At 35.2% G+C, this 20,933-nt stretch carries 19 protein-coding genes; all 19 read right to left on the bottom strand.

Going from position 1 to position 20,933, the window contains the following annotated elements; translation table 11 throughout:
• Positions 1–7: 7 nt before the first annotated feature.
• Positions 8–748: an SDR family NAD(P)-dependent oxidoreductase gene (locus tag OZP12_RS05480; RefSeq protein ID WP_281228036.1), complete on the bottom strand. Its 741-nt coding sequence runs from the start codon at positions 746–748 to the stop codon at positions 8–10.
• Entirely contained in the window at positions 732–971 is a 240-nt protein-coding gene (locus tag OZP12_RS05475; protein WP_281228035.1) for an acyl carrier protein, read from the bottom strand. The genes OZP12_RS05480 and OZP12_RS05475 overlap by 17 nt, the downstream gene beginning before the upstream one ends.
• Before the next feature lie 4 nt (positions 972–975).
• On the bottom strand, positions 976–1,512 hold the full coding sequence (locus tag OZP12_RS05470; RefSeq protein WP_281228034.1) for a GNAT family N-acetyltransferase: 537 nt from the start codon (positions 1,510–1,512) through the stop codon (positions 976–978).
• On the bottom strand, positions 1,509–1,925 hold the full coding sequence (locus OZP12_RS05465; protein ID WP_281228033.1) for a sugar 3,4-ketoisomerase: 417 nt from the start codon (positions 1,923–1,925) through the stop codon (positions 1,509–1,511). Before OZP12_RS05465 ends, OZP12_RS05470 begins: the two co-directional genes overlap by 4 nt.
• Complete coding sequence (locus tag OZP12_RS05460) at positions 1,915–2,319, bottom strand: sugar 3,4-ketoisomerase (RefSeq protein ID WP_281228032.1); 405 nt, start codon at positions 2,317–2,319, stop codon at positions 1,915–1,917. The genes OZP12_RS05465 and OZP12_RS05460 overlap by 11 nt, the downstream gene beginning before the upstream one ends.
• Positions 2,320–2,347: 28 nt before the next feature.
• Complete coding sequence (locus OZP12_RS05455; RefSeq protein ID WP_281228031.1) at positions 2,348–2,770, bottom strand: adenylyltransferase/cytidyltransferase family protein; 423 nt, start codon at positions 2,768–2,770, stop codon at positions 2,348–2,350.
• A gap of 134 nt (positions 2,771–2,904) precedes the next feature.
• A complete protein-coding gene (locus OZP12_RS05450; RefSeq protein ID WP_281228029.1) occupies positions 2,905–3,987 on the bottom strand; it encodes a Wzz/FepE/Etk N-terminal domain-containing protein in 1,083 nt (360 codons plus the stop codon).
• A 55-nt stretch (positions 3,988–4,042) separates the two neighbouring features.
• On the bottom strand, positions 4,043–4,468 hold the full coding sequence (locus OZP12_RS05445; RefSeq protein WP_281228028.1) for an adenylyltransferase/cytidyltransferase family protein: 426 nt from the start codon (positions 4,466–4,468) through the stop codon (positions 4,043–4,045).
• Positions 4,469–4,969: 501 nt separating this feature from the next.
• On the bottom strand, positions 4,970–7,426 hold the full coding sequence (locus OZP12_RS05440; RefSeq protein WP_281228027.1) for an SLBB domain-containing protein: 2,457 nt from the start codon (positions 7,424–7,426) through the stop codon (positions 4,970–4,972).
• A 443-nt stretch (positions 7,427–7,869) separates the two neighbouring features.
• On the bottom strand, positions 7,870–8,340 hold the full coding sequence (locus OZP12_RS05435; protein ID WP_281228026.1) for a UpxY family transcription antiterminator: 471 nt from the start codon (positions 8,338–8,340) through the stop codon (positions 7,870–7,872).
• Positions 8,341–8,414: 74 nt separating this feature from the next.
• A complete protein-coding gene (locus OZP12_RS05430; RefSeq protein WP_281228025.1) occupies positions 8,415–8,789 on the bottom strand; it encodes a four helix bundle protein in 375 nt (124 codons plus the stop codon).
• Positions 8,790–8,939: 150 nt separating this feature from the next.
• A complete protein-coding gene (gene rfbB / locus OZP12_RS05425; protein ID WP_281228024.1) occupies positions 8,940–9,986 on the bottom strand; it encodes a dTDP-glucose 4,6-dehydratase in 1,047 nt (348 codons plus the stop codon).
• A 168-nt stretch (positions 9,987–10,154) separates the two neighbouring features.
• Positions 10,155–11,438, bottom strand: a complete 1,284-nt coding sequence (locus OZP12_RS05420) for a nucleotide sugar dehydrogenase (protein WP_281228023.1) — start codon at positions 11,436–11,438, stop codon at positions 10,155–10,157.
• 810 nt (positions 11,439–12,248) lie between these two features.
• Entirely contained in the window at positions 12,249–13,835 is a 1,587-nt protein-coding gene (locus tag OZP12_RS05415; protein WP_281228022.1) for a capsule assembly Wzi family protein, read from the bottom strand.
• Between the two features lie 585 nt (positions 13,836–14,420).
• The gene (locus tag OZP12_RS05410) at positions 14,421–15,812 is read right to left on the bottom strand and encodes a UDP-glucose 6-dehydrogenase (RefSeq protein WP_281228021.1); all 1,392 of its coding nucleotides are present in this window, start codon (positions 15,810–15,812) and stop codon (positions 14,421–14,423) included.
• Positions 15,813–15,836: 24 nt separating this feature from the next.
• Positions 15,837–16,820 (bottom strand): SDR family oxidoreductase, encoded by a 984-nt coding sequence (locus OZP12_RS05405; RefSeq protein ID WP_281228020.1) that lies wholly within the window; start codon positions 16,818–16,820, stop codon positions 15,837–15,839.
• A 26-nt stretch (positions 16,821–16,846) separates the two neighbouring features.
• Positions 16,847–19,297 (bottom strand): polysaccharide biosynthesis tyrosine autokinase, encoded by a 2,451-nt coding sequence (locus tag OZP12_RS05400; protein WP_281228019.1) that lies wholly within the window; start codon positions 19,295–19,297, stop codon positions 16,847–16,849.
• 15 nt (positions 19,298–19,312) lie between these two features.
• Entirely contained in the window at positions 19,313–20,101 is a 789-nt protein-coding gene (locus OZP12_RS05395; protein WP_281228018.1) for a polysaccharide biosynthesis/export family protein, read from the bottom strand.
• Between the two features lie 186 nt (positions 20,102–20,287).
• The gene (recR, locus tag OZP12_RS05390) at positions 20,288–20,908 is read right to left on the bottom strand and encodes a recombination mediator RecR (RefSeq protein ID WP_281228017.1); all 621 of its coding nucleotides are present in this window, start codon (positions 20,906–20,908) and stop codon (positions 20,288–20,290) included.
• Between the last annotated feature and the right edge of the window lie 25 nt (positions 20,909–20,933).

Genomic DNA, 20,933 nt, shown 5'->3' with positions numbered 1-20,933 from the left:
TTAAATTTTAAAAAGACATTGAACCATCTATACCGATAATTTGTCCACTTACATATTTCGATAAATCGGAAGCAAGAAAAACAACAGTATCGGCCACTTCTGAAGGACTCCCCATTCTACCCATACCAATTTGAGAGATTTTTTTTTCCATTATAACATCCGATATATTTTTAATCAACTCTGTTTCAATTACTCCAGGCGCCACTGCATTAACTCGAATAGAATACATACTTAATTCTTTTGAAGCAGATTTTGTCAAAGAATTTATAGCTCCTTTACTCGCAGAATAAACTAATTGCCCTCGATTACCATGGATACCCATAACTGAAGAAATATTAATTATGGAGCCGCTTTCTGATTTTTTCATTAATTTACTGGCATACTGCATAAAATTAATAACAGCAAAAACGTTAACTGAAAAAGTTTCTTGAATTTGCTTTTCTGTAATCATTCCTAGTAAGGAATCCTGCATTACTCCAGCATTATTAACAAGGATATCAAGTTTATTCTCTTCCTTCTTAATTTTTATAAATAATTCTTTGACTGCCCCTTGATCAGTCACATCTAAATAACATGGAATCAGCAATTCATTACTAGAGTATTCTGAAAGACTATTTATTGTTCTGGTAACAGCGTATACTTTTGCACCCTCTTCAAGAAAATTTTCAACAATGGCCTTACCTATACCTTTTCCAGCACCAGTAACCAACGCTACTTTTCCACTAAGCAATCTAGAACTGAATCCCATATTTCTCCTTTAATATCTCCATACCTTTTTCGAATGAAGAAAAGTCAACAATATCATCTGTTTCCAACATAATATCAAAGCCTTCCTCTAATTCTGAAATTAAATTCATATGCCCAATTGAATCCCAACCTATTACATCTTGATATTTAAGACCTTCAAGATCTTTATTTTCAACTTCCAATGCTTCACAAAAAATAGCACTATACTTTTCTATATTATTCATAATTTTAATTCGTTAACATTCTTAAAAATTTGACTTTATATTTTTCAAAATCTACTTTATGTAATTCGAAGTAAAAATTTTCAGCATCTTCATCAACAACCTTAGGCTTAAACATATGCTGATACTTTAAAACATTTCTATTACCTTTTCTTACATCAAATTTCAACTTTTTTTGCGGAAATAAATCAAATCCAATTTCTCTCGTAATAATATCCCCCAAAAGTGCAGTTCCTTTTGGCGCATCACTAGAAAATATCCAACTCCCAATAGTAAACGACAAGGGCTCAAATTTGTATAAACGACAAAGCCCTATTGGCAAATCTTCATTTAAAAACACAAAATAGTATTCTTCACCTCTAGATTCACGAATCTTATATTGTTTAATCCATTTTTCTTGTTCATCTATATTGGAATTTGTTTTATTTAAAAAAAGACTTAACTTTTCATCGCTCCGCAATTTCACAATAAATTCAGCATCCTTCTCAGTCACTAATCTAGTAGTCAAACCGTATTTTTTTAAAACAAACTCTTTTTCAATCATAATGTATACTTTAAATATGCTTCATAATCCCTAATATAATCCCCCTCATCATACTCATGTGAAGCAAGTACTAAGCAAATAGAACCACTCGAAAAATTAATTTCTGAAGCCCATATGCCTGGTGGTATATGCAGACCCAAATCTGGCCTATTTAGCATAACTTGCCTTTTTGTTTGTCCATCATCCAATAGAACTTCAAAACTACCGCTTGCCGCTACCAAAAATTGATGACATTCCTTATGAGCATGCGCCCCTCTTGATTCTCCACCAGGAATATCATACAAATAAAAAATCCTTTTTACAGCAAAAGGGACCTCACTATTATTATTCACAGCTGTAATATGTCCATTTCTATCGCCAATTTGATGTAAATGTAATAGGTTACATTCAAAAACAGTACTTCTACTCTGCATCTATAACATTTTTAAACTCCTCAAACTCTCTAATATAATCTTCTGTAGAAAAAAATTCACTAGAAACATGTAAAGCTAGAGAATTTGTTGAAAAATTTTCTATATGTCTCCATGTTTTGGCAGGTAAATATAAGCCATAATAACTTCTATTCAAAGAGTACTTTTCAACACTCCCATCCAGATTTGTTATTATAACATCAAAACTTCCACTTAGAGCTATAATAATCTCCTTTTGATTTTTATACGCATGCCCTCCCCTTATTTCACCGCCAGGCACATCGTACGTCCAAAAACATCTTTTTATTTCAAATGGAATTTGGTTTGAATGTTGTAAAAACGTAAGATTCCCTCTTGGATCTTGTATTTTAGGAAAATTAATAATATTTGGTTTCATTATCTACTTTTAATTAATTTAAAAAGTTTTAACTTTTTTCAATTTCTTTTCGATGCACTTCTCTTCTCAATCCAGAACTCGAAAACCTATGGTCACGCGTGTTAAAATACAATTCAATCCCTTTTGCTTCGCAATACATACGACCTGTAAAATCTTTCTCCCGGTATTCATCTCCAACAATTCGCACATCAATCTTAAAAGCTCTCAAAATATCTTCTAAATCCTGCTCTGTTGCATATGGCACTATTTCATCTACAAACTTACAACCTTTCAGTTGTATATAACGCTCTACCACAGTTTGTACAGGTCTATTCTTTTCTGGTCTATCTATTGTGGGATCCGTTTGTATACCAACGATCAAATATTCGCATTGTCGTTTTGCTTCTTCCAACATTTTTACATGACCTGCATGAAATAAATCAAAAGCACTAAAAGTTATTCCTATTCTCATTAATATTTCAGTTATAAATTATGGCAATAAAAGTAGCTTCAGGACTCTATTTGGAATCACAATTAGTAATAAAAACATATTATTATTAAATCCAACCGCCTAATAAACAAATAAATTTTAAACCTTAATCTTAGTTATCCATGAATCCCCTTTAAAAATCGTCTAATAATCAAATAAAATACAGTGAAAAAAAACATTAATATTGTACCAATTAACACTCCCATCACTTTCCCCCATTTCTCAACTTTCAAAGGCAATATAGGTCGATCTATAACCTGAATCAAAGGAGTTTCTTTTCGCAAAGTCACTTTTGCCAATTCAGCCTGCTTCACCAATTCAGTCAAGATAGCAGTGTTAGCCTGAACATCTACCTGTCTCCTAGCAGAAGGGGTTCGTCGAACATTGAGCGCAGGATTCAAATTAAAAGTATTATCGTTTGCAACCGCCACACCCGTAATAGCACCGTTCAATTCAGCACGGATAGAATCAACCTGGTGTTCTAAAATTTCCATGTTCATGCGGGCCTTTTTGCTTTTGGTATCTACATAAAATTTACCAACTTGCCTCGCTAGCGCTTCACAAAATCGAAGGGAAAACAATTCATCATTTGAAGAGACATCCATCGATATAATCGCTATCTTTTTATCTTTTTGCGCAACTGATAATGAAGTCTTGGACAAATCCTGATAAATCACTCCCAAAATACTGTCATGTACCCGTGTAAAATACTTACGCTTAGTACCGGGCAAAAATTGAATATTTTTGAATTTAGGATTATCGCTCCATTTTTCTCTCCACTTATTATTTTGAATATACATTTCAGCCAGCGAAATAACTTTCCCGTTTACGGTAACTGGAGTCATCAAAGTTTGCTCCACCATTGTACGGGACTTGAACAATTCGGTCAAATTGGAACCGGTAAATATACTTCCGCCACCGCCCCCAAGATCAATCCCAAACGAACTGGCTAATGACCCCAGACCTCCACCACTACCTTTCTCATCTTCCAATGCAAAGGTTAAGGTTGCCGTATAAATTGGTTTCTTTGTAAAAGAATAAGCCAACCCCAAAACAGCCCCCATCACTCCTGCCAATACAATGATTTTCCATTGACTCAGCAAATAAGCATACCATTCCTTAGTTTTTTCCAGTAATTCCTTTAAGGATATTTCGTCGTTAGGGTTTTGTTCGTTCATAATTCCTTTTTCAGTTCTCATCGCTGAAATTTTATTATTCAGCTTCTTACCTATTTTCTCTAATCTTTACTCTTAATTATTTAATCTTTTCCATTTCTTTTTGATGTACTTCTCTTCTTAATCCTGAACTGGAAAATCGATGATCCCTGGTATTAAAATACAATTCAATTCCCTTTGCTTCGCAATACATCCTTCCAGTAAAATTCTGTTCGCGATATTCATCACCTACAATCCGTACATCAATTTTAAAAGAGCGCAATATATCTTCCAAATCCTGCTCTGTTGCATACGGAACAATCTCATCTACAAACTTACAGCCTTTCAATTGTATGTATCGCTCAACGACAGTTTGTGCCGGCTGATTTTTTTCTGGACGATCGAGTGTAGGATCTGTCTGCAGACCTACAATTAAATAATCGCAATGTAACTTTGCCTCTTCAAGCATTTTAACATGCCCCGCATGAAAAAGATCAAAAGCACTAAAAGTTATTCCTACTTTCATATAATAAAAATTAAATCAAAGCTATTCTATCAATCCAAAATTTAAAACTCATAACAGAAATCAGTTAAGCAATAACAAAAAACTGATACCATCTGCCACCTCGAGCGAGTCATCCTGATCGAAATCGATAGACGATAAACCACAATCCATAACCGCCATTATATTTTTACCTCAAAAAACACGGTAAGGATTGTACATCGACCGGAAGGAGATCCAAGTGAATACCCTAACCTGCAAGAACGGCTGGGGACACAATAGACAACAGATAATGAATAATCTTCAATAACCTCCCTTATATTTTTACATCAAAAAATTACGGTAAGGATTTGCGCGCCGGCCGTAGGGAGTGCACCCCGAGTGAGTGCCCGGCACGAACGGCTGGGTGTACGATAGAGAAAATCTATCCGATAATTTTTGATGTAAAAATATTCAGGATTGATTTTTTTGTTACTTTTTTCATCAAGGAAAAAAGTAAACCCCTCTACAACCCACAATCGCCTACTACTTAAACGCCGTAACAATCAACAAAGCCAAACTCGTAATCACACTCCCAATACTAACCCACTCCCCAGTCGTCATTTTCTTTGTCTCAGGTTTTTCAGGAACAATTATTTGTGAACCGGGTTCAACTCTTGGACTGGATCTGAAAAATAAAAAATGTTTACTTACGGCCGCTTCCCCATTCGGATAAATAACATAAGCCTTATTTCTCCAGCCTTTTCCGTCAATTCCACCCACAGCATCTATATAATGATTAAATCCACTTCCTCTTCTATAAGGAATCTCCGAAGTCAAAAGAACATTTCCGGCAACTTTAACCGTTTCATTGAAAGCCGAAACCTCTATCTCATCTCCAGGCTGCAAAGTTATATTTGCATTACCATTTTGATTTCTGGCAACTTTTTCCCAATCAACAGGAATAGTGGCATACTTCAAATCTTCTTTGAATTTCTTTTTTAATTTATTTTGAATACTGTCTTTTTTACCCAAATTCAGATTTATATTTTCTAAATTCTCAATTTGTTCTTTTTTGATAGGTCTTTTAACTTTAACCCCGTTCAAACTGGCCAATGAGGTTAACCCTCCTGCTCTCTGAATAACGTCATATATCTTTTCCTTTTTACTGGCCAAAACATATTTCCCGGGATAAGCTATCGATCCGGATACAGTTACCATCTCAGGTTTCTCAATAACTGCCAATCGTCTGATATTAACAACATCAAAAGGCTTCAATTCAAAATTAGTCGCTTGTTCATTCGATTCTGGTGAAATCTCGACATTAAACAATTCAACTTTATTAGGATTCGTATCATCGATGTTTTCCGCCTTGATCATTCTTGCGATTTCAACTCGCTTAGACGCTGACCCTGTCAAACCACCGGCAGCCACAATTAAATCATTCAAAGTCAAATTCTCCTGATAATCATAAACATCCGGTTTTTTAACTTCACCGTCTATCGTCACTTTATATTCTTCTTTGAAATCCAAAATAGAATACACCGTCACTACATCTTCTTTTTTAAGTGCCAAATCAGCATTAAAATCACCCGACATAGCTTTACCTAAATCTACATTAACAATCTCAGTAGTCAAATCTTCTTTTAAACGAATAATCCTTGCTCTTTTTAAATAAGCGTCTTCTTTCAACCCTTCAGCTTGTTTAACCAATTCCGAAACGCGCATCCCTTGATGAAAAGAATAAGTATCAGGTCTGAACACGGCACCGTTAATAACAATTCGATTTTCAAATCGGTTCAAAATTTTGGTAACTCTAAAAACATCTCCATTCAAAGGAAGATAACTGCCATATTGAGCCGCATGTATATCGGCAACCTTAAGTTCTTTCCCTGTTTTTTGCAAAACATTGACCGAAGCGGTATAGGCAAATTCATTAAATCCGGAAGCGAAATTCAAAAGATCTGAAAAATGCTCTCCCTTCTTCATCTCAAAAATACCCGGACGTTTTACCTCCCCTTCTACGGTCACTCTGTTCGTATAAGCTGGAATCCGGATCACATCGTTATCTCTTAACCCCACATTATCAGATTGATCTCCTTTAACTAAAAAATGATAGATGTCGATATTTCTATATACTTTGTTATTTCTGATCAACTCAATATTTCTGTAACTTCCATTCTTACTTGGACCTCCTCCCAAGAACAAGGCATTGTAAACGGTTGCTAAAGAAGAAATCGAGTAATTCCCGGGTTGCTTACTTCCAATAATAGTGACTTTTATAGTACGGATGCGGCTTAAACTAATCCCTACCTGGGACTGGCCGGAACGAACTGTACTATATACTCTCGAAATAGCACCCTTGATTTTTTGGGTAGCTGCCTCGATAGTCATTCCTGATACCGAAATCTGACCTACATATTGAATAGTAACTTTCCCTTCAACAGAAACAGGGACATTATCGCTAAACTCCTGAACGCCGTTGACACTGATTTGCAATTCATCCCCGGGTCCCAAAACATAATTAACTGGAGTCGCCAATTTCAAATTGGGTTGAAAATTCAAAGTAGGGTTATCAAACAATTCAGATCCAAAAACAAGAGAATTAGAATCATCTTTAATTTTCTTATTTTCAATCTTTTCTTGTTTTCGCACTGCATCTTCACTATCATCCTCTTGATCTTCAGAATCGGAATCCTTAGTCGTTTTCTTAATCAGTTTTTTATCTGTAGTAGCTTTAGCAGTTTCTGGTAGAGCCAAACGCTTTTTCAATTTCGCAAATTCCGTAGCACTCATCCCTTTAGATAATACCATAGACTCCGCTTGATCAATTGTCACATTATTACTTTGCAATTGTGATTTTATTTTCGCAATATCTCCGTCAGATAAATAATCCACACGCACCGTGCTCAAATCATTCCCCTTCAAAATATCTTGCGCCATCAAAGAAGAACTTTGAAAAAGAGCCACAAAAAGGACAATTACCGTAATTAATTTTCTCATATTTATAAATACTGTATTTTATATATTTATTTTATTATATTTTTTTCATTTAAAGAACTTGTCATCCCGAGCGGAGTCGAGGGACGATACGTTTTCTCAAAAAGCTATTCGTATTTCCTAAAAACCTTCTAAAACTGGTAAATGCGACAACTTTCTAATTCTAACCTCGTCAGTTCGAGTAAATTTTAAATGCGACAGCTTTTTAAATTGAATCGAGAACCGATACCTTTTCCCACGGCTTCGCCACTGTGAGTCCCATGTGAGTCACCTTTTTTTAAAGAATTTGCAAAACTAGTCAAAAAAAGAAGATTTCCTACTCTTTAATATTACAGTTTTACTATTTTATGTTAACATTTCGTTTAGAAATAAATAAAAAAATATGATACAACTCATCATCAAATATTTAACCCAAAACCGACAACTCACAACCGACAATTCACAACTCACTTAACCTTCTTCTCAACCTTAAGAATACATCCCAAAGATTCCAAAACAAGTACATAATGATTTTGTTTCACTTCCTGAACTATAGCAGACTGAGCCAAAAATGGACCTGACTCCAAAACGATTCGATCTCCCTTTTGCCACTTGTCCACCATCACATCAAAAGTATCCGGCACACTCAACCAATTCTGAATAGCCTGAATCTCCTTTTCTTTTACTATAGCAGGTTTCCCTAACCAAAACAAATACCGAATTGCCCCCGGAATTTCAAAAATGGAATTTCTCTCCTTTTCGTCCACTTGGACAAAAATATACGAATTAAACAAGGGCACCTCTATCTTCTTTTTCCGATCCGACCATTGACGCTCTTTAATTACTAAAGGGCAATAAGCCGTAATCCCAATCTCATTCAACCGCTCCGCAACCTTCTTCTCCCACTTAGGCTTAGTATATACAACGTACCAATTCATTTTTTCTGTTGTCTGTTTTCTGTTGTCTGTCCTCAAGAATTGAAAACTTATAACCGACAACGGAGAAATGTTAATTAATCAAACTCATTCCAATTTTTCTCTATATACAATAAGAACTTATAGATCTGAGCACCTAATACATCATATTCTGAAACTAATCTAGAAACTACTCCGAAATGTTCTGGATACAAAACTGTAATTTTCTCTAAATGATTAATGGTTTCCAAATTACTACTATGAGAAAAAACCAAAAAACGTATAAAGTCAGCCTTATATCTTTTTCGTCCATATCCCTCCACAATATTTGTAATTACAGAATCCGAAGCTCTTCTTAACTGACTTCCCAATTCATACATTTCATATTTTGGTAACAGCAAGGACATTTTATGGGTTTCAAAAAACAAACTCAATCCTTTTTTATAAATCTCCAAATCTTTGTAGCTCTTCATAAACTTTAAATTTATTCGCAAACCAAATTTTCACTCCAATTAATCTGCTCTAACAGAAAAACAAATACTCATTTACCTTTAACCCAAAACACATCACTGGCACCCCTTACAAATATCTGAAAACCGATAACAGATAACAGATAACGGATTTTAAGAATACTGCTTCTCATAATAACTAGCATACTCCCCCGAAGTCACATTATTCAACCAATCCTGATTATTCAAATACCAGTCGATAGTTATCTCCAGTCCTTCTTCAAAAGTTACAGAAGGCTTCCACCCCAATTGCGTGTTAATTTTTGAAGCATCAATCGCATAACGCAAATCATGACCAGGTCTGTCTTTTACATAAGTAATCAATTGAGCAGATTCACCGGCAGCTCTACCTAACTTCTGGTCCATAATTTGGCACAATACCTTTACCAAATCAATATTTTTCCATTCATTAAATCCACCAATATTATAGGTCTCATGATTTTTTCCCTCATGAAAAACCAAATCAATAGCCAAAGCATGATCTTTCACAAACAGCCAATCTCTCGTATAATTTCCATCTCCGTAAACCGGTAATGGTTTGTTATTGATAATATTATTGATAAACAACGGAATCAATTTCTCCGGAAAATGATTGGGTCCGTAATTATTGGAACAATTGGTAATTACATAAGGCAATCCATAGGTCTCCCCATATGCTCTTACAAAGTGATCCGAACTCGCTTTCGAAGCTGAATAAGGAGAATTTGGATCATAAGGAGTGGTCTCTGTAAACAATCCTTCAGCTCCCAGCGAACCATAAACTTCGTCAGTACTCACATGGTAAAAACGTTTTCCTTCAAAATTTCCTGACCATTGTTTTTTGGCAGCATTCAACAAGTTCATAGTCCCAATCACATTGGTTTTTACAAATGCCAACGGATCTTCTATAGATCGATCCACATGTGACTCAGCAGCCAAATGGATCACTCCGTCAAACTGTTGCCCCTCAAACAAACCATTTATAAAACTTTCATCAGTAATATCTCCTTTTACAAAAATATAATTCGGTTCATTTTCAATATCCCTTATATTTTCCAAATTCCCGGCATAAGTCAAAGCATCCAAATTAAAAATTTTGTAATTAGGATATTTAGTAACAAATCGCCTAACAACATGCGACCCGATAAATCCCGCCCCTCCTGTAATTAGTATCTTTTTCATTTTTAGCTTTTTTGTCTATTTTCTATATTCAATTTTCTCTTATCTGCTTTCTATTTTCTTAACTTAATAAGATTGCCTCCTCGAGCATGTCACCTCGAGCACGTCATCCCGAGCGTAGTCGAGGGACGAGAGGTTACGATTCCCCATTCACTTTTCACTACTCACTTTTCACAATCTCCCATCAACACCATTACCCAAAACCCCTTTCACATCATACAACACGCTAGGTGCTTTTCTCAACGAATGAATATCTAAATCTTTAAATTCAGTATGGGCAACACCAAGGACAACCGCATCAAAAGTTGCATTTGGTACCTCATTAATCATTGTCAAACCATATTCATGTTTCACTTCGGCTGGATTAGCCCAAGGATCGAAAATCGTAACCTGAATCCCGTAGTCTTCCAACGCCTTTACTACATCCACGATTTTCGTATTCCGGACATCAGGGCAATTTTCCTTAAAAGTAATCCCTAATAGTAACAAATTGGCTCCATTAATAGTTACTCCTTTTTTAATCATTAATTTCACTACCTGCGAAGCCACATATTCTCCCATACTGTCATTCAACCGACGACCAGCCAATATTATTTCGGGGTGATACCCTTTTTCCTGAGCTTTTTGTGCCAGATAATAAGGATCAACACCTATACAATGCCCCCCAACCAAACCTGGTTTAAAAGGCAGAAAATTCCATTTAGTTCCGGCTGCCTTTAAAACAGCAGTAGTATCAATATCCAGAATATTAAAGATTTTGGCCAATTCGTTGACAAAAGCGATATTGATATCCCGTTGAGAATTTTCGATTACTTTAGCGGCTTCAGCCACTTTTATAGAAGAGGCAAGATGAGTTCCCGCTGTGATGACCGATTGATAAAGCGCATTCACTTTTTGTCCAATTTCAGGCGTAGATCCCGAAGTGATTTTTAAGATTTTTTCAACAGTATGCTCTTTATCACCTGGATTGATTCGTTCCGGCGAGTATCCGGCAAAAAAATCAACATTAAATTGCAAACCAGAAACTTTTTCCAAAACAGGCACACATTCTTCTTCTGTTACTCCCGGATATACGGTCGATTCATAGATAACGATGTCCCCTTTTTTCAAAACCGAACCAACAGTTTCACTGGATTTATAAAGTGGTACTAAATTAGGACGATTATTTTTGTCCACTGGAGTCGGGACGGTAACAATATAGTAATTGCAATTGGCAATATCGGCTACATGTGAAGTACAATATAACCCTTTTTGACCAGTTGGACTTGAAACCAATACTTTTTGCAAAGTTTCATCGTCCACCTCGAGGGTACTGTCTATACCGGACTGTAACTCCTGAACCCTTGCTTCATTGATATCAAATCCTACCACAGGAAATTGGGTAGCAAACAATCGGGCCAAAGGCAAACCAACATATCCCAAACCAATCACCGCAATTCTTATGTCTGTATTCAATTTCTTAAACTATTGTTGGTTACAAAAACCTATCTATAAAAGATAATTAAATTCTTAATGCATTTCAACATCAGATTCAAATTAAATTTGACGGCAAAAATACTAAAAATAAGCATCCAATTTTAATCAAAAGACACCTTTGATACTCATAAGTTAAAATTTTACAAATAAAAACAACAAACAACTGAAAATCAACAATAAAATCTTTTTAAGAAAAATAAAAATCACCATTTTTAGTGATGCCCGATACAACTATAATTTTAGTAAAAACAATTTCATAAGGCATTATCGTCCCTCCCAAAACACAAAAAAAGTAACTTTACAACACCTGTCATCCCGAAGAATTATCTTTATTCTAAAAAAGCAATATAAAATAACGTCGCTATTCCCCTCCTTTGGAGGGGTACCCGAAGGGTGGGGTGGTCTATTGTAATGAGGCCCTCCCTACAAATTCAAAAAACTATTATACATAAGCCAAAAAATCACATAAAACAATATGCTTAGCCTCTATCTAACTAATAAACATTCTATAGAACACATTTTGAAGTGATTGACACAGATATTTCAATGATTCCATTTTAAATTTGTGCTAATTTGTGCAATTTGTGATAAAAAGTTTTTTTAGGTTTAATAACGGACAAGTATATAAAACAATAAACGATAATTTTTAGAGTAATCAAGAAGTCTATCTCACAAAACTTAAACCTAAAATTCTCCGCTTTTGGGCTCCCTTTAGGGTCGGAGTAAAATGAAAATCTTCCATTCTAAACTTTTAAACTTCTAAACAATTAAACTTTTAAACAATAAAACCTAAAGCTGATACTGCAACGAAACCTGAAACTGCATATTGAATTTATTATCCTCGTATTGATACTGAAAGTTTCTTAATTGCGCAAAATTAAGTTTTGCCTGAACACCCAAATTCCTATACTTTTTATAAGCATATGTATTTACACCCAGATCAACCCATTTATGATTATAGTCTGTATAAGCGTCGTAATAAAAATCCATATTGTGGGCATATCGCTCAACTTGTACTCCCCAAACCAAATCTTTTTCCCAAACACTAAAATCCAAGCTTTGTAAATTACTTCCCGGACCGATTCCCGCTCCAAGCACCTGCCCTTTATTGGTGTACCCATGAAGAACAAGTCCGTGTTGATACCATGCTCCGGCTGGTCTTACTAGACGATCAGCGCTTTGTTCCAAATGTGTGGTTTCAAAACTTACTTTTAAATATTGATTTTTGGTTTTGTTAAGCATAAATAACTTATTGAACCCAAAAAGATAAGCTCTGGAATGTTCAGGAGAATCAAAAAAGTCCCAAATAGTTGCAGAATGGTCGTTCCAACCGCTTTCTCCATAAAATTCAAATTTAGATTCCTTCATAACCCATCTAAAAAACAGCGAAGCCAATTGATCCCTGTTCTTAGCATCTTCTTCAGGCACATTTTTTTTCTGAAATGGGGCAAAAATTGGCATATAGTCTGAAAAACTATGCCCCATATCTTCACGATAAACTTGTATGGAACGATTCAATCCAACAAACAAACCGGGAACCCATTTAGGGTGATAATTTATAGAAAGACCGTTGATATAACGCCAATCTCCACTTTTAGGAATTTCGTAATCAACACCATCAATGATGAATTGCGATTTTGGACTATGTAATCCCGAACCTTCTAGTTTTCCGGAGATGATTTGCCCTTCAAAACTCCCGATAAAAGTCTCCACAGGCTTTCTGGTGTTCAAAGTAAAATGTAAAAACCCCGGAGCGTTATTGCTCATAACCAATGAATTTCTGGTTCCCGGACCCCACCACAAATTTTCGGTAGATAGGCCAACAGAAAATTGTTTAATATTTAATTTTATATTACTTTGACCCCAACTCAATTTATGGTAAGCCTTGTCCCCAAACGGAGCTGGCAGGTCAGTAGTATTCAAATAGGAAATATTTGCAAATCTAGCTACATTTGACTCCGTCAAAGGAAAAATATCATAATTTGGATTTGCAGCATATACATTTTCGGGTTTTATTTGCACACTCAAAATGCCATACTCGGCAAACAACCCTGCCGTTAAAAAGGATTGAAAACCTTTGGCAGGAATCATCAAACCATCATTCCAACCATAAGGCACAAAAGCGTTGTACTGTTGGGTTAAGGTTATAGGAAGTACTTTGATATTCACTTTTCCACTTGATCTTGTTTGTGTTGAATCAACTAGATCTACAGCTAACGGACGCAAGGTATAAGAAACAAGTGGATTGGCATTACCAAGCAACTGTTCGTTTCTGCTTCTTTGCTCTATCATATCGACAGATCCAACAGTAATATTTTGTGCTTTTAAAGAGAAGAACGTCAGTATCGTAAATACGATTGCAAAATGTAGTTTCATGAATTTATTTTTATAAGGGCAAATTTTATTAAATGAACATTAAAAAAAAATGCAAATATACTTTATCACAGGCTTTATTTACAGAATTTCATTATAATTTAAAAAAATTAACAAAAGCTCTCTAACCCCACCACACTGTTACTACATAGAATATTATCATAGCAACAAAAAAGCATCTAATAATAAAAGTAACGCAAACAACATCTTTCACCTTGATCGCAGTCGAGAAGTAACTCAAAACTAAAACCACCCTAATATTTTTTGTCAAAAATCAAGATAAGGATTTACGCGTTGGCTGTTGGGAGCGCCCCCAAAGTCGAGTGTGAGACACGAGCGGCTGGGGTCGCAATAAGAGAATCCGTTCTATGATTTTTAGCAAAAAAATCAGGCTTGATCTTTTGTTTCTTTTGTATCAAGACAAAAGAAAAATACGCTTCACGAAAAAACAAAAATGAGGCTACCTAATAGACAGTCTCTTTTATTTTAAAAATCGAAACAATATGTACTATTACGATATAATCATTTAAAAATAGAAAACAATCCAATCCCTCCCTCTCCTTTAGAGAGGGCTGGGATGAGAAAAAATCAAGCCCCAATACCTTGATAAACAAACCCTATTTTTTCTAATTCCGCTTTATTCAGGATATTTCTTCCGTCAAAAATAAAAGCCGGTTTTTGCATATTATCATATATTTTTTGCCAATCATATTGAACGAACTCATCCCACTCAGTAAGTATAGCGACAGCATGCGCTTTTTCACAGGAGGAATATGGATCATCAAAAGTGATGACACTATTTGCATTTTTCTCTGAAGTTCTTGTTTCAAGATAATCCAAATCGGCAAGGATTTTATTTCTGGATACTTTTGGATCATAAACCACAATTTTTGCTTGCTCATTAATCAAATCATCAGCTACGTAAATAGCTGCAGATTCACGGGTATCATTAGTATCCTTTTTGAAAGCCCAACCCAAAAACGCAATTTTTTTATCGGCAACAGTGTTATAAAGTGTTTGCACGATTTTATTTGAAAAACGACGCTTTTGATGGTCATTCATTATAATTACCTGCTCCCAATAATCGGCCACTTCATTCAATCCGTATGATTTAGCAATATAAACCAAATTCAATATGTCTTTTTGAAAACAAGAACCTCCAAATCCTACAGATGCTTTTAGGAATTTAGGACCAATACGACTATCCATCCCTATCGCTTTGGCAACCTCATTCACATCGGCTCCCGTTTTTTCACAAAGCTCCGACATTGCATTGATTGATGATATCCTTTGTGCCAAAAAAGCATTCGCAGTAAGCTTAGACAACTCAGAAGACCAAACATTGGTAGTTAAAATCTTTTCCGGACTCACCCAATTCGAATACACATCAACCAAGGCTTGAATCGCTTCTTGTCCTTGAACCGAAGTATCACCGCCAATTAAAATACGATCTGGATCCAATAAATCCTGAACCGCGGTACCTTCGGCCAAAAATTCCGGATTGGAAAGAATTTGGAATTGTACTCCATTCCCTGTAGAATCAAGGATACTTTTAATTGCCTCGGCGGTACGCACCGGCAAAGTAGATTTTTCAACAACAATCTTATCATTTTTTGCCACTCTTGCAATCTGCCTGGCACACAATTCAATATATTTTAAATCGGCAGCCATCCCTTTTCCTTTTCCATAGGTTTTAGTTGGCGTATTTACCGATATAAAAATGATTTGGGCTTCATCAATTGCCTTATCTACTTCAGTTGAAAAAAACAGGTTTCTTCCTCTGGCTTCGGCAACAATTTCAGATAATCCCGGCTCATAAATTGGAATATTATCGGTATTTTCATCATTCCAAGCCAAGATTCTTTCCACATTCAAATCGACTACCGTAACTTGAATTTGAGGACATTTTTGTGCTATTACGGCCATGGTTGGTCCCCCCACATATCCCGCTCCGATGCAACAAATTTTTGTAATTTCCATTAACTACTTTATTATTTTTTTATTTTATCTTAAATTATTCCAATACCAATTTACTGCTTCTTTCAGTCCTTCCTGCAAAGAAAACTGAGGGTTATACCCTAGAATAGCTGTAGCTTTATCAATACTAGCCAACGAATGCGGAATATCCCCAGCTCTGTTAGGTCCATATTCGATAGGCACTCCTGCAATTTTTGAATCATATTCAGATAAAAAAGTTTTTAAATATCCGACCAAATCATTCAATGTATTTCTGTCACCATAAGCAGTATTATAAACCGTGTTAACTGCTTCCGGATTCTCCGTTGTCATTGCCAATTCATTCATCTGAATCACATTATCAATATAGGTGAAATCCCGGGAATAATTCCCATTCCCGTTTATTTTTGGACTTTCATGCTTCATCAATTGCATCACAAACTTTGGAATAACAGCAGCATATGCCCCATTGGGATCCTGCTTTCTTCCAAACACATTGAAATAGCGCAAACCAATAGTTTCCAGTCCGTAAGTTCTGCTGAAAATCTCAGCATACAATTCATTTACATATTTTGTGATTGCATACGGAGAAAGTGGTTTCCCTATCACATTTTCAACTTTAGGCAATCCCTCAGAATCCCCATAAGTCGAAGAACTGGCTGCATATACAAAACGTTTCACATTAGCATCGCGCGAAGCTACCAACATGTTCAAAAAACCGGAAACATTGACATCATTGGTTGTAATGGGATCATTAATTGATCTGGGTACTGAACCCAATGCTGCCTGATGCAACACATAATCAACACCTTCAATAGCCTTTTGACAGGTTTCCAAACTTCTGATGTCCCCTTCTATTAAAACGAAATCTTTATTATCAATAAAATCCTTTAAATTATGTCGATGACCTGTAGAAAAGTTATCCAAACAAACTACCTGATATTCTTTGGATAAAAAATACTCGCATAAATTAGAGCCAATAAATCCAGCTCCTCCCGTAATTAGTATCTTCTTTTTACTATTTTCTGCCATTTCTTATTAATTTAAAACAAGCGTTGCTACTTCTTTTTTGCTATTATTTTCTCAACAAAGCTTTTTTTCTTTTCTACATCATGATATCCATTGGAATAATTACCGTTTCCGTAACCATAGCCATAACCATATCCTCCACCATATTTTGCTTTATTTTCAAAACCATTCAAAATAATACTGGTATTCTGAAGTTCCTCACGACTTATCCTGTTGTTCAGCAATGTTATCATTCCTTTTTTAGTGAAATTTTGCCTTACGATATATAAGTTAACATCACAATATTGAGTCAACTCCAATGAATCGGCAACCAAGCCTACTGGAGGGGTATCTAAAATGATATAATCGTAATTGGCTTTCAGTTCATCCATCAAGTCCTTCATTCCATCACTTAATATCAATTCAGATGGATTTGGAGGTATTGGTCCGGAAAATATAACGTCCAAAAAAGGTACTGATGTATGATTGACAATTTCCTCCAATTTTTTGTCTTTAATCAAATAATTAACAACACCTGCAGAATTAGACAAATTAAATTCATCAAACAGCTTGGGTTTTCGCAAATCCATCCCAACGATTACAGTCTTTTTTCCGCTTAAAGCAAAAACCGTAGCGATATTTATGGAACAAAATGTTTTTCCTTCACCACTCACCGAAGAGGTTATCATTAATGTTTTGGCACCCGCTACATTATTCTTTTTATACAAAAATTGCAACGAAGAACGAATCGCTCTAAAAGATTCTGACAATGCTGATTTTGGCTTTTCAAATACTGCCAAATTATTATGATCCATATTTACACCAACAATGCCAATAACAGGAATGCTTGTCAGCTTAGTAATATCATCTGGATTTTGAATGGTATTATTAATAAAATAAAGAACGACGATAATCAACAAAGGAATCAACAATCCTAGAAAAAGAGCCAAAATATAATTCACACCTGTCTTGGGGCCAATAAGCCCTCCGCCAATATCTTTGGCCGGATCAATAAAATGAATATCCGAAAGATTGGCCGCTTTGACAATATCGGCTTCACTTCTTTTTTGAAGAAAAGTACTGTAGATATTATCGTTTAAATCATATTTTCTTTTTATTTTTATTAATTCCTGCTGGTCATCCGGAAGACTTTTTATTTTGCTTTCTGCTTGATTGACTTTACTTTGCACCATTGCCAAATCATATTCCAAAGAGGATTTGGCAGTAACAATATTTTCAAGCAAGACATTCTTGATTGCTTCCATCTGATTGTCAAAATCTCTGAATATCTTTTCACTTTTTACCGCATAAGCCATCTCCGACCGTTGAGTAGAAAGTGCAATTAATTTAGACACATTGACAACAATATTAGGATCCTCAATTCCTGCTACCGATGGTGCCGGTAGTTTTGAATAATCTACACTATTTTTTAAATACGATTTTAACGAATTATAATAGGCTAGTTTACGATTTATAGCATCCTTTTCTACATCAAAATCTAAGATTTTATCAGAATATTTGGTTGCACCACCACCTTCAACATCATAAATATTTTTACCTTTTCTAAAAGATTTCAACTCATCACCTGTTTGCTTGAGTTGAGACTCCATTGCAACAAGCGTACTGTCAATAAAATTAATCGTATTGGTTGCAAATTGGTTTTTACTATCCAACTGCCTTTTTATCAACATATTTACAGTCGCATTCAGATATTCAACCATGCGGGCTTTATTAGTACCTTGCATTCCCAAAGTAATAATTGAGCTCCCTCGATCATCAAGTTTGACATTTACATTCCTATAATTCGATACTGTACCATCAAAATCATTAAATCGCACAAAGTATTCATTCCCTTTATATAAACCCGGATTGTCGTTGATTTGTAATTTCCAATTCAAAAAAGGCAAAGACACTTTTTTACCAACTTTATATCGTTGCACAAATTCCCCTTCCACAACCGAAGTGTTGCCATAACTATTATCAGAATAATGAATGACAGAAACAGAGGTTCCCTCAAATGGAATTCGTATTTCATATTCATTTTCAGTAATAAATTTAATCTTGATCAGGTTTCCAATCAATTGTCCTTGTTTCTTATCGATTTCGATATGAAACGGAACAGCTCCATAAGCATCCAAAAGATTATATTCGCCTTGAACCAAATAATCGATATAAAATTGCAATTTATCAACTACTAACTCATTGTGAGAACGGGATTGCAATGTAGTGGAGATGGTCTGCATTTGATCCGAAGCTCCCCCCCAATTAAAAACCAAATTGGTACTTGATGTGAAAAGTGGATTGGTCTCCTCCTTAACGGAAATTAAGGTTTCGATCGCATAAATTTTTTCTTTTCGGATATTAACCTGGTATGCAATTACAAATGTGATGATCACAGATAGTAAAAACCATTTCCAATAACTCAATATCTTTATTAAAAACCCTTTAAAATCAAAAGCAGAATGATTGTCAAAAACCGCAAAATCTTTAATATCTAACATTTTTGTAATTTGATTTTAATTTTTAACCAACAAAAAAACTGAAGTCAATAATGAAAACAATGTAATAAGTGTTGTCAAAGACTGAAGTCCAGTACTTCCTGTTCCCCATGTTTTTTGCTTCAGTGGTTTTACATAGATATAATCGTTTGGCTGTAAAAAATAATAGGGTGAATTCATTACTTTGATATCAGTCAGATCCAAATTTTTCATCTCGGTTCCATTAGGGGTCTGTCTTATAATGGTCACAGCTTTTCTATCTCCGGTAGTTGTTATGTCACCCGCATTGGCAATAGCTTGCATCACATTTACTTTTTCCTGAAACAAAGTTTTAGTACCGGCACTTCCTACTTCCCCATTTATTGTATATCGAAAACCGGCTAATTTTACTACCACAAAAATACTCGCATTATCTTTAAAATAGTCGGCCAATAATTGCTTTTCAATTTTAATTCGAACTTCTTCCAAAGTAAATCCCAAAACATTCATTTCTCCTAAAACAGGAATTCGAATATTCCCGTGGTCGTCAACTGTGAACCCGTCAAAATACAAACCAGACTCCGAATGCTCGTTTGAGGTGCCATTTGTTGTTGGGTTAAAAATTGCTACAAGTTTTGGATCTGAAGCTTTTATATTAATACTCAACACATCATGAGTTTGCAAACGATACGGTTTTGACTCTACCATCGAAACCGGATCAGGAGAAGAATTATCTTTTTTTTGAAGATAAACCAAATCTTTTACAGGAATACAGGATGTAAATAACAAACTGATAAATAAAAAAATAAGAAGAAAACGTTTGCTCATTCGTGTTATATTAAACCAAAGGTATTTTAAATTATTCCCGTATATTCTGATTAATGCCGTTCTATATTTCATTTAGCATAATAACCCCAAAGCTATCGAGAGGCCTATTTTGAAATAGTAAACAGTATTAGCAACAAATATAGTTTTTCAATTAGTATTAAAAAAGCATCCCGCTCAATAACCTATTTAATTTGTTTTTAATGATTTTTCAAAAGGTACTCTTTGCAAAATACTTCGACCGAGAGTTACTTCATCTGCATATTCCAATTCGTCCCCAACTGCAATTCCTCTCGCTATTGTTGAAACTACAATTGGTAAATCAGCAATTTGTTTATAGATATAAAAATTGGTCGTATCTCCTTCCATTGTTGAGCTTAAGGCAAATATTATCTCTTTGACTTTCCCCAATTTCACTTTTTCAACCAATGTGTTAATGGTAAGTTGACTGGGGCCTACTCCGTCGATGGGAGATATTTTCCCTCCCAAAACATGATAAATCCCTCTAAATTGACCCGTATTTTCGATAGCCATTACATCTCGAATATCCTCAACAACACAAATGATTTGATGATTTCTGGCAGAATTAGAACAAATTTCACAAACTTCACTATCCGAAATATTATGACAGCTATTACAATATTTGATTTCTTCCCGCATCGTCACCAATGCTTGAGCCAAAAAAGAAGCCTGCTCCTTGGGCTGCTTTAAAATATGCAAAACCAGTCGCAAAGCTGTTCTTTTACCTATTCCTGGCAATTGAGACATCTCATTAACTGCTTTTTCTATTAGTTTTGAAGAAAATTCCATGGGTACAAAAGTAAGCAATTTGACA

This window comes from Flavobacterium aquiphilum (assembly GCF_027111335.1).
Lineage (GTDB): Bacteria > Bacteroidota > Bacteroidia > Flavobacteriales > Flavobacteriaceae > Flavobacterium > Flavobacterium aquiphilum.
This window is presented reverse-complemented; position numbering and strand designations above follow the sequence as displayed.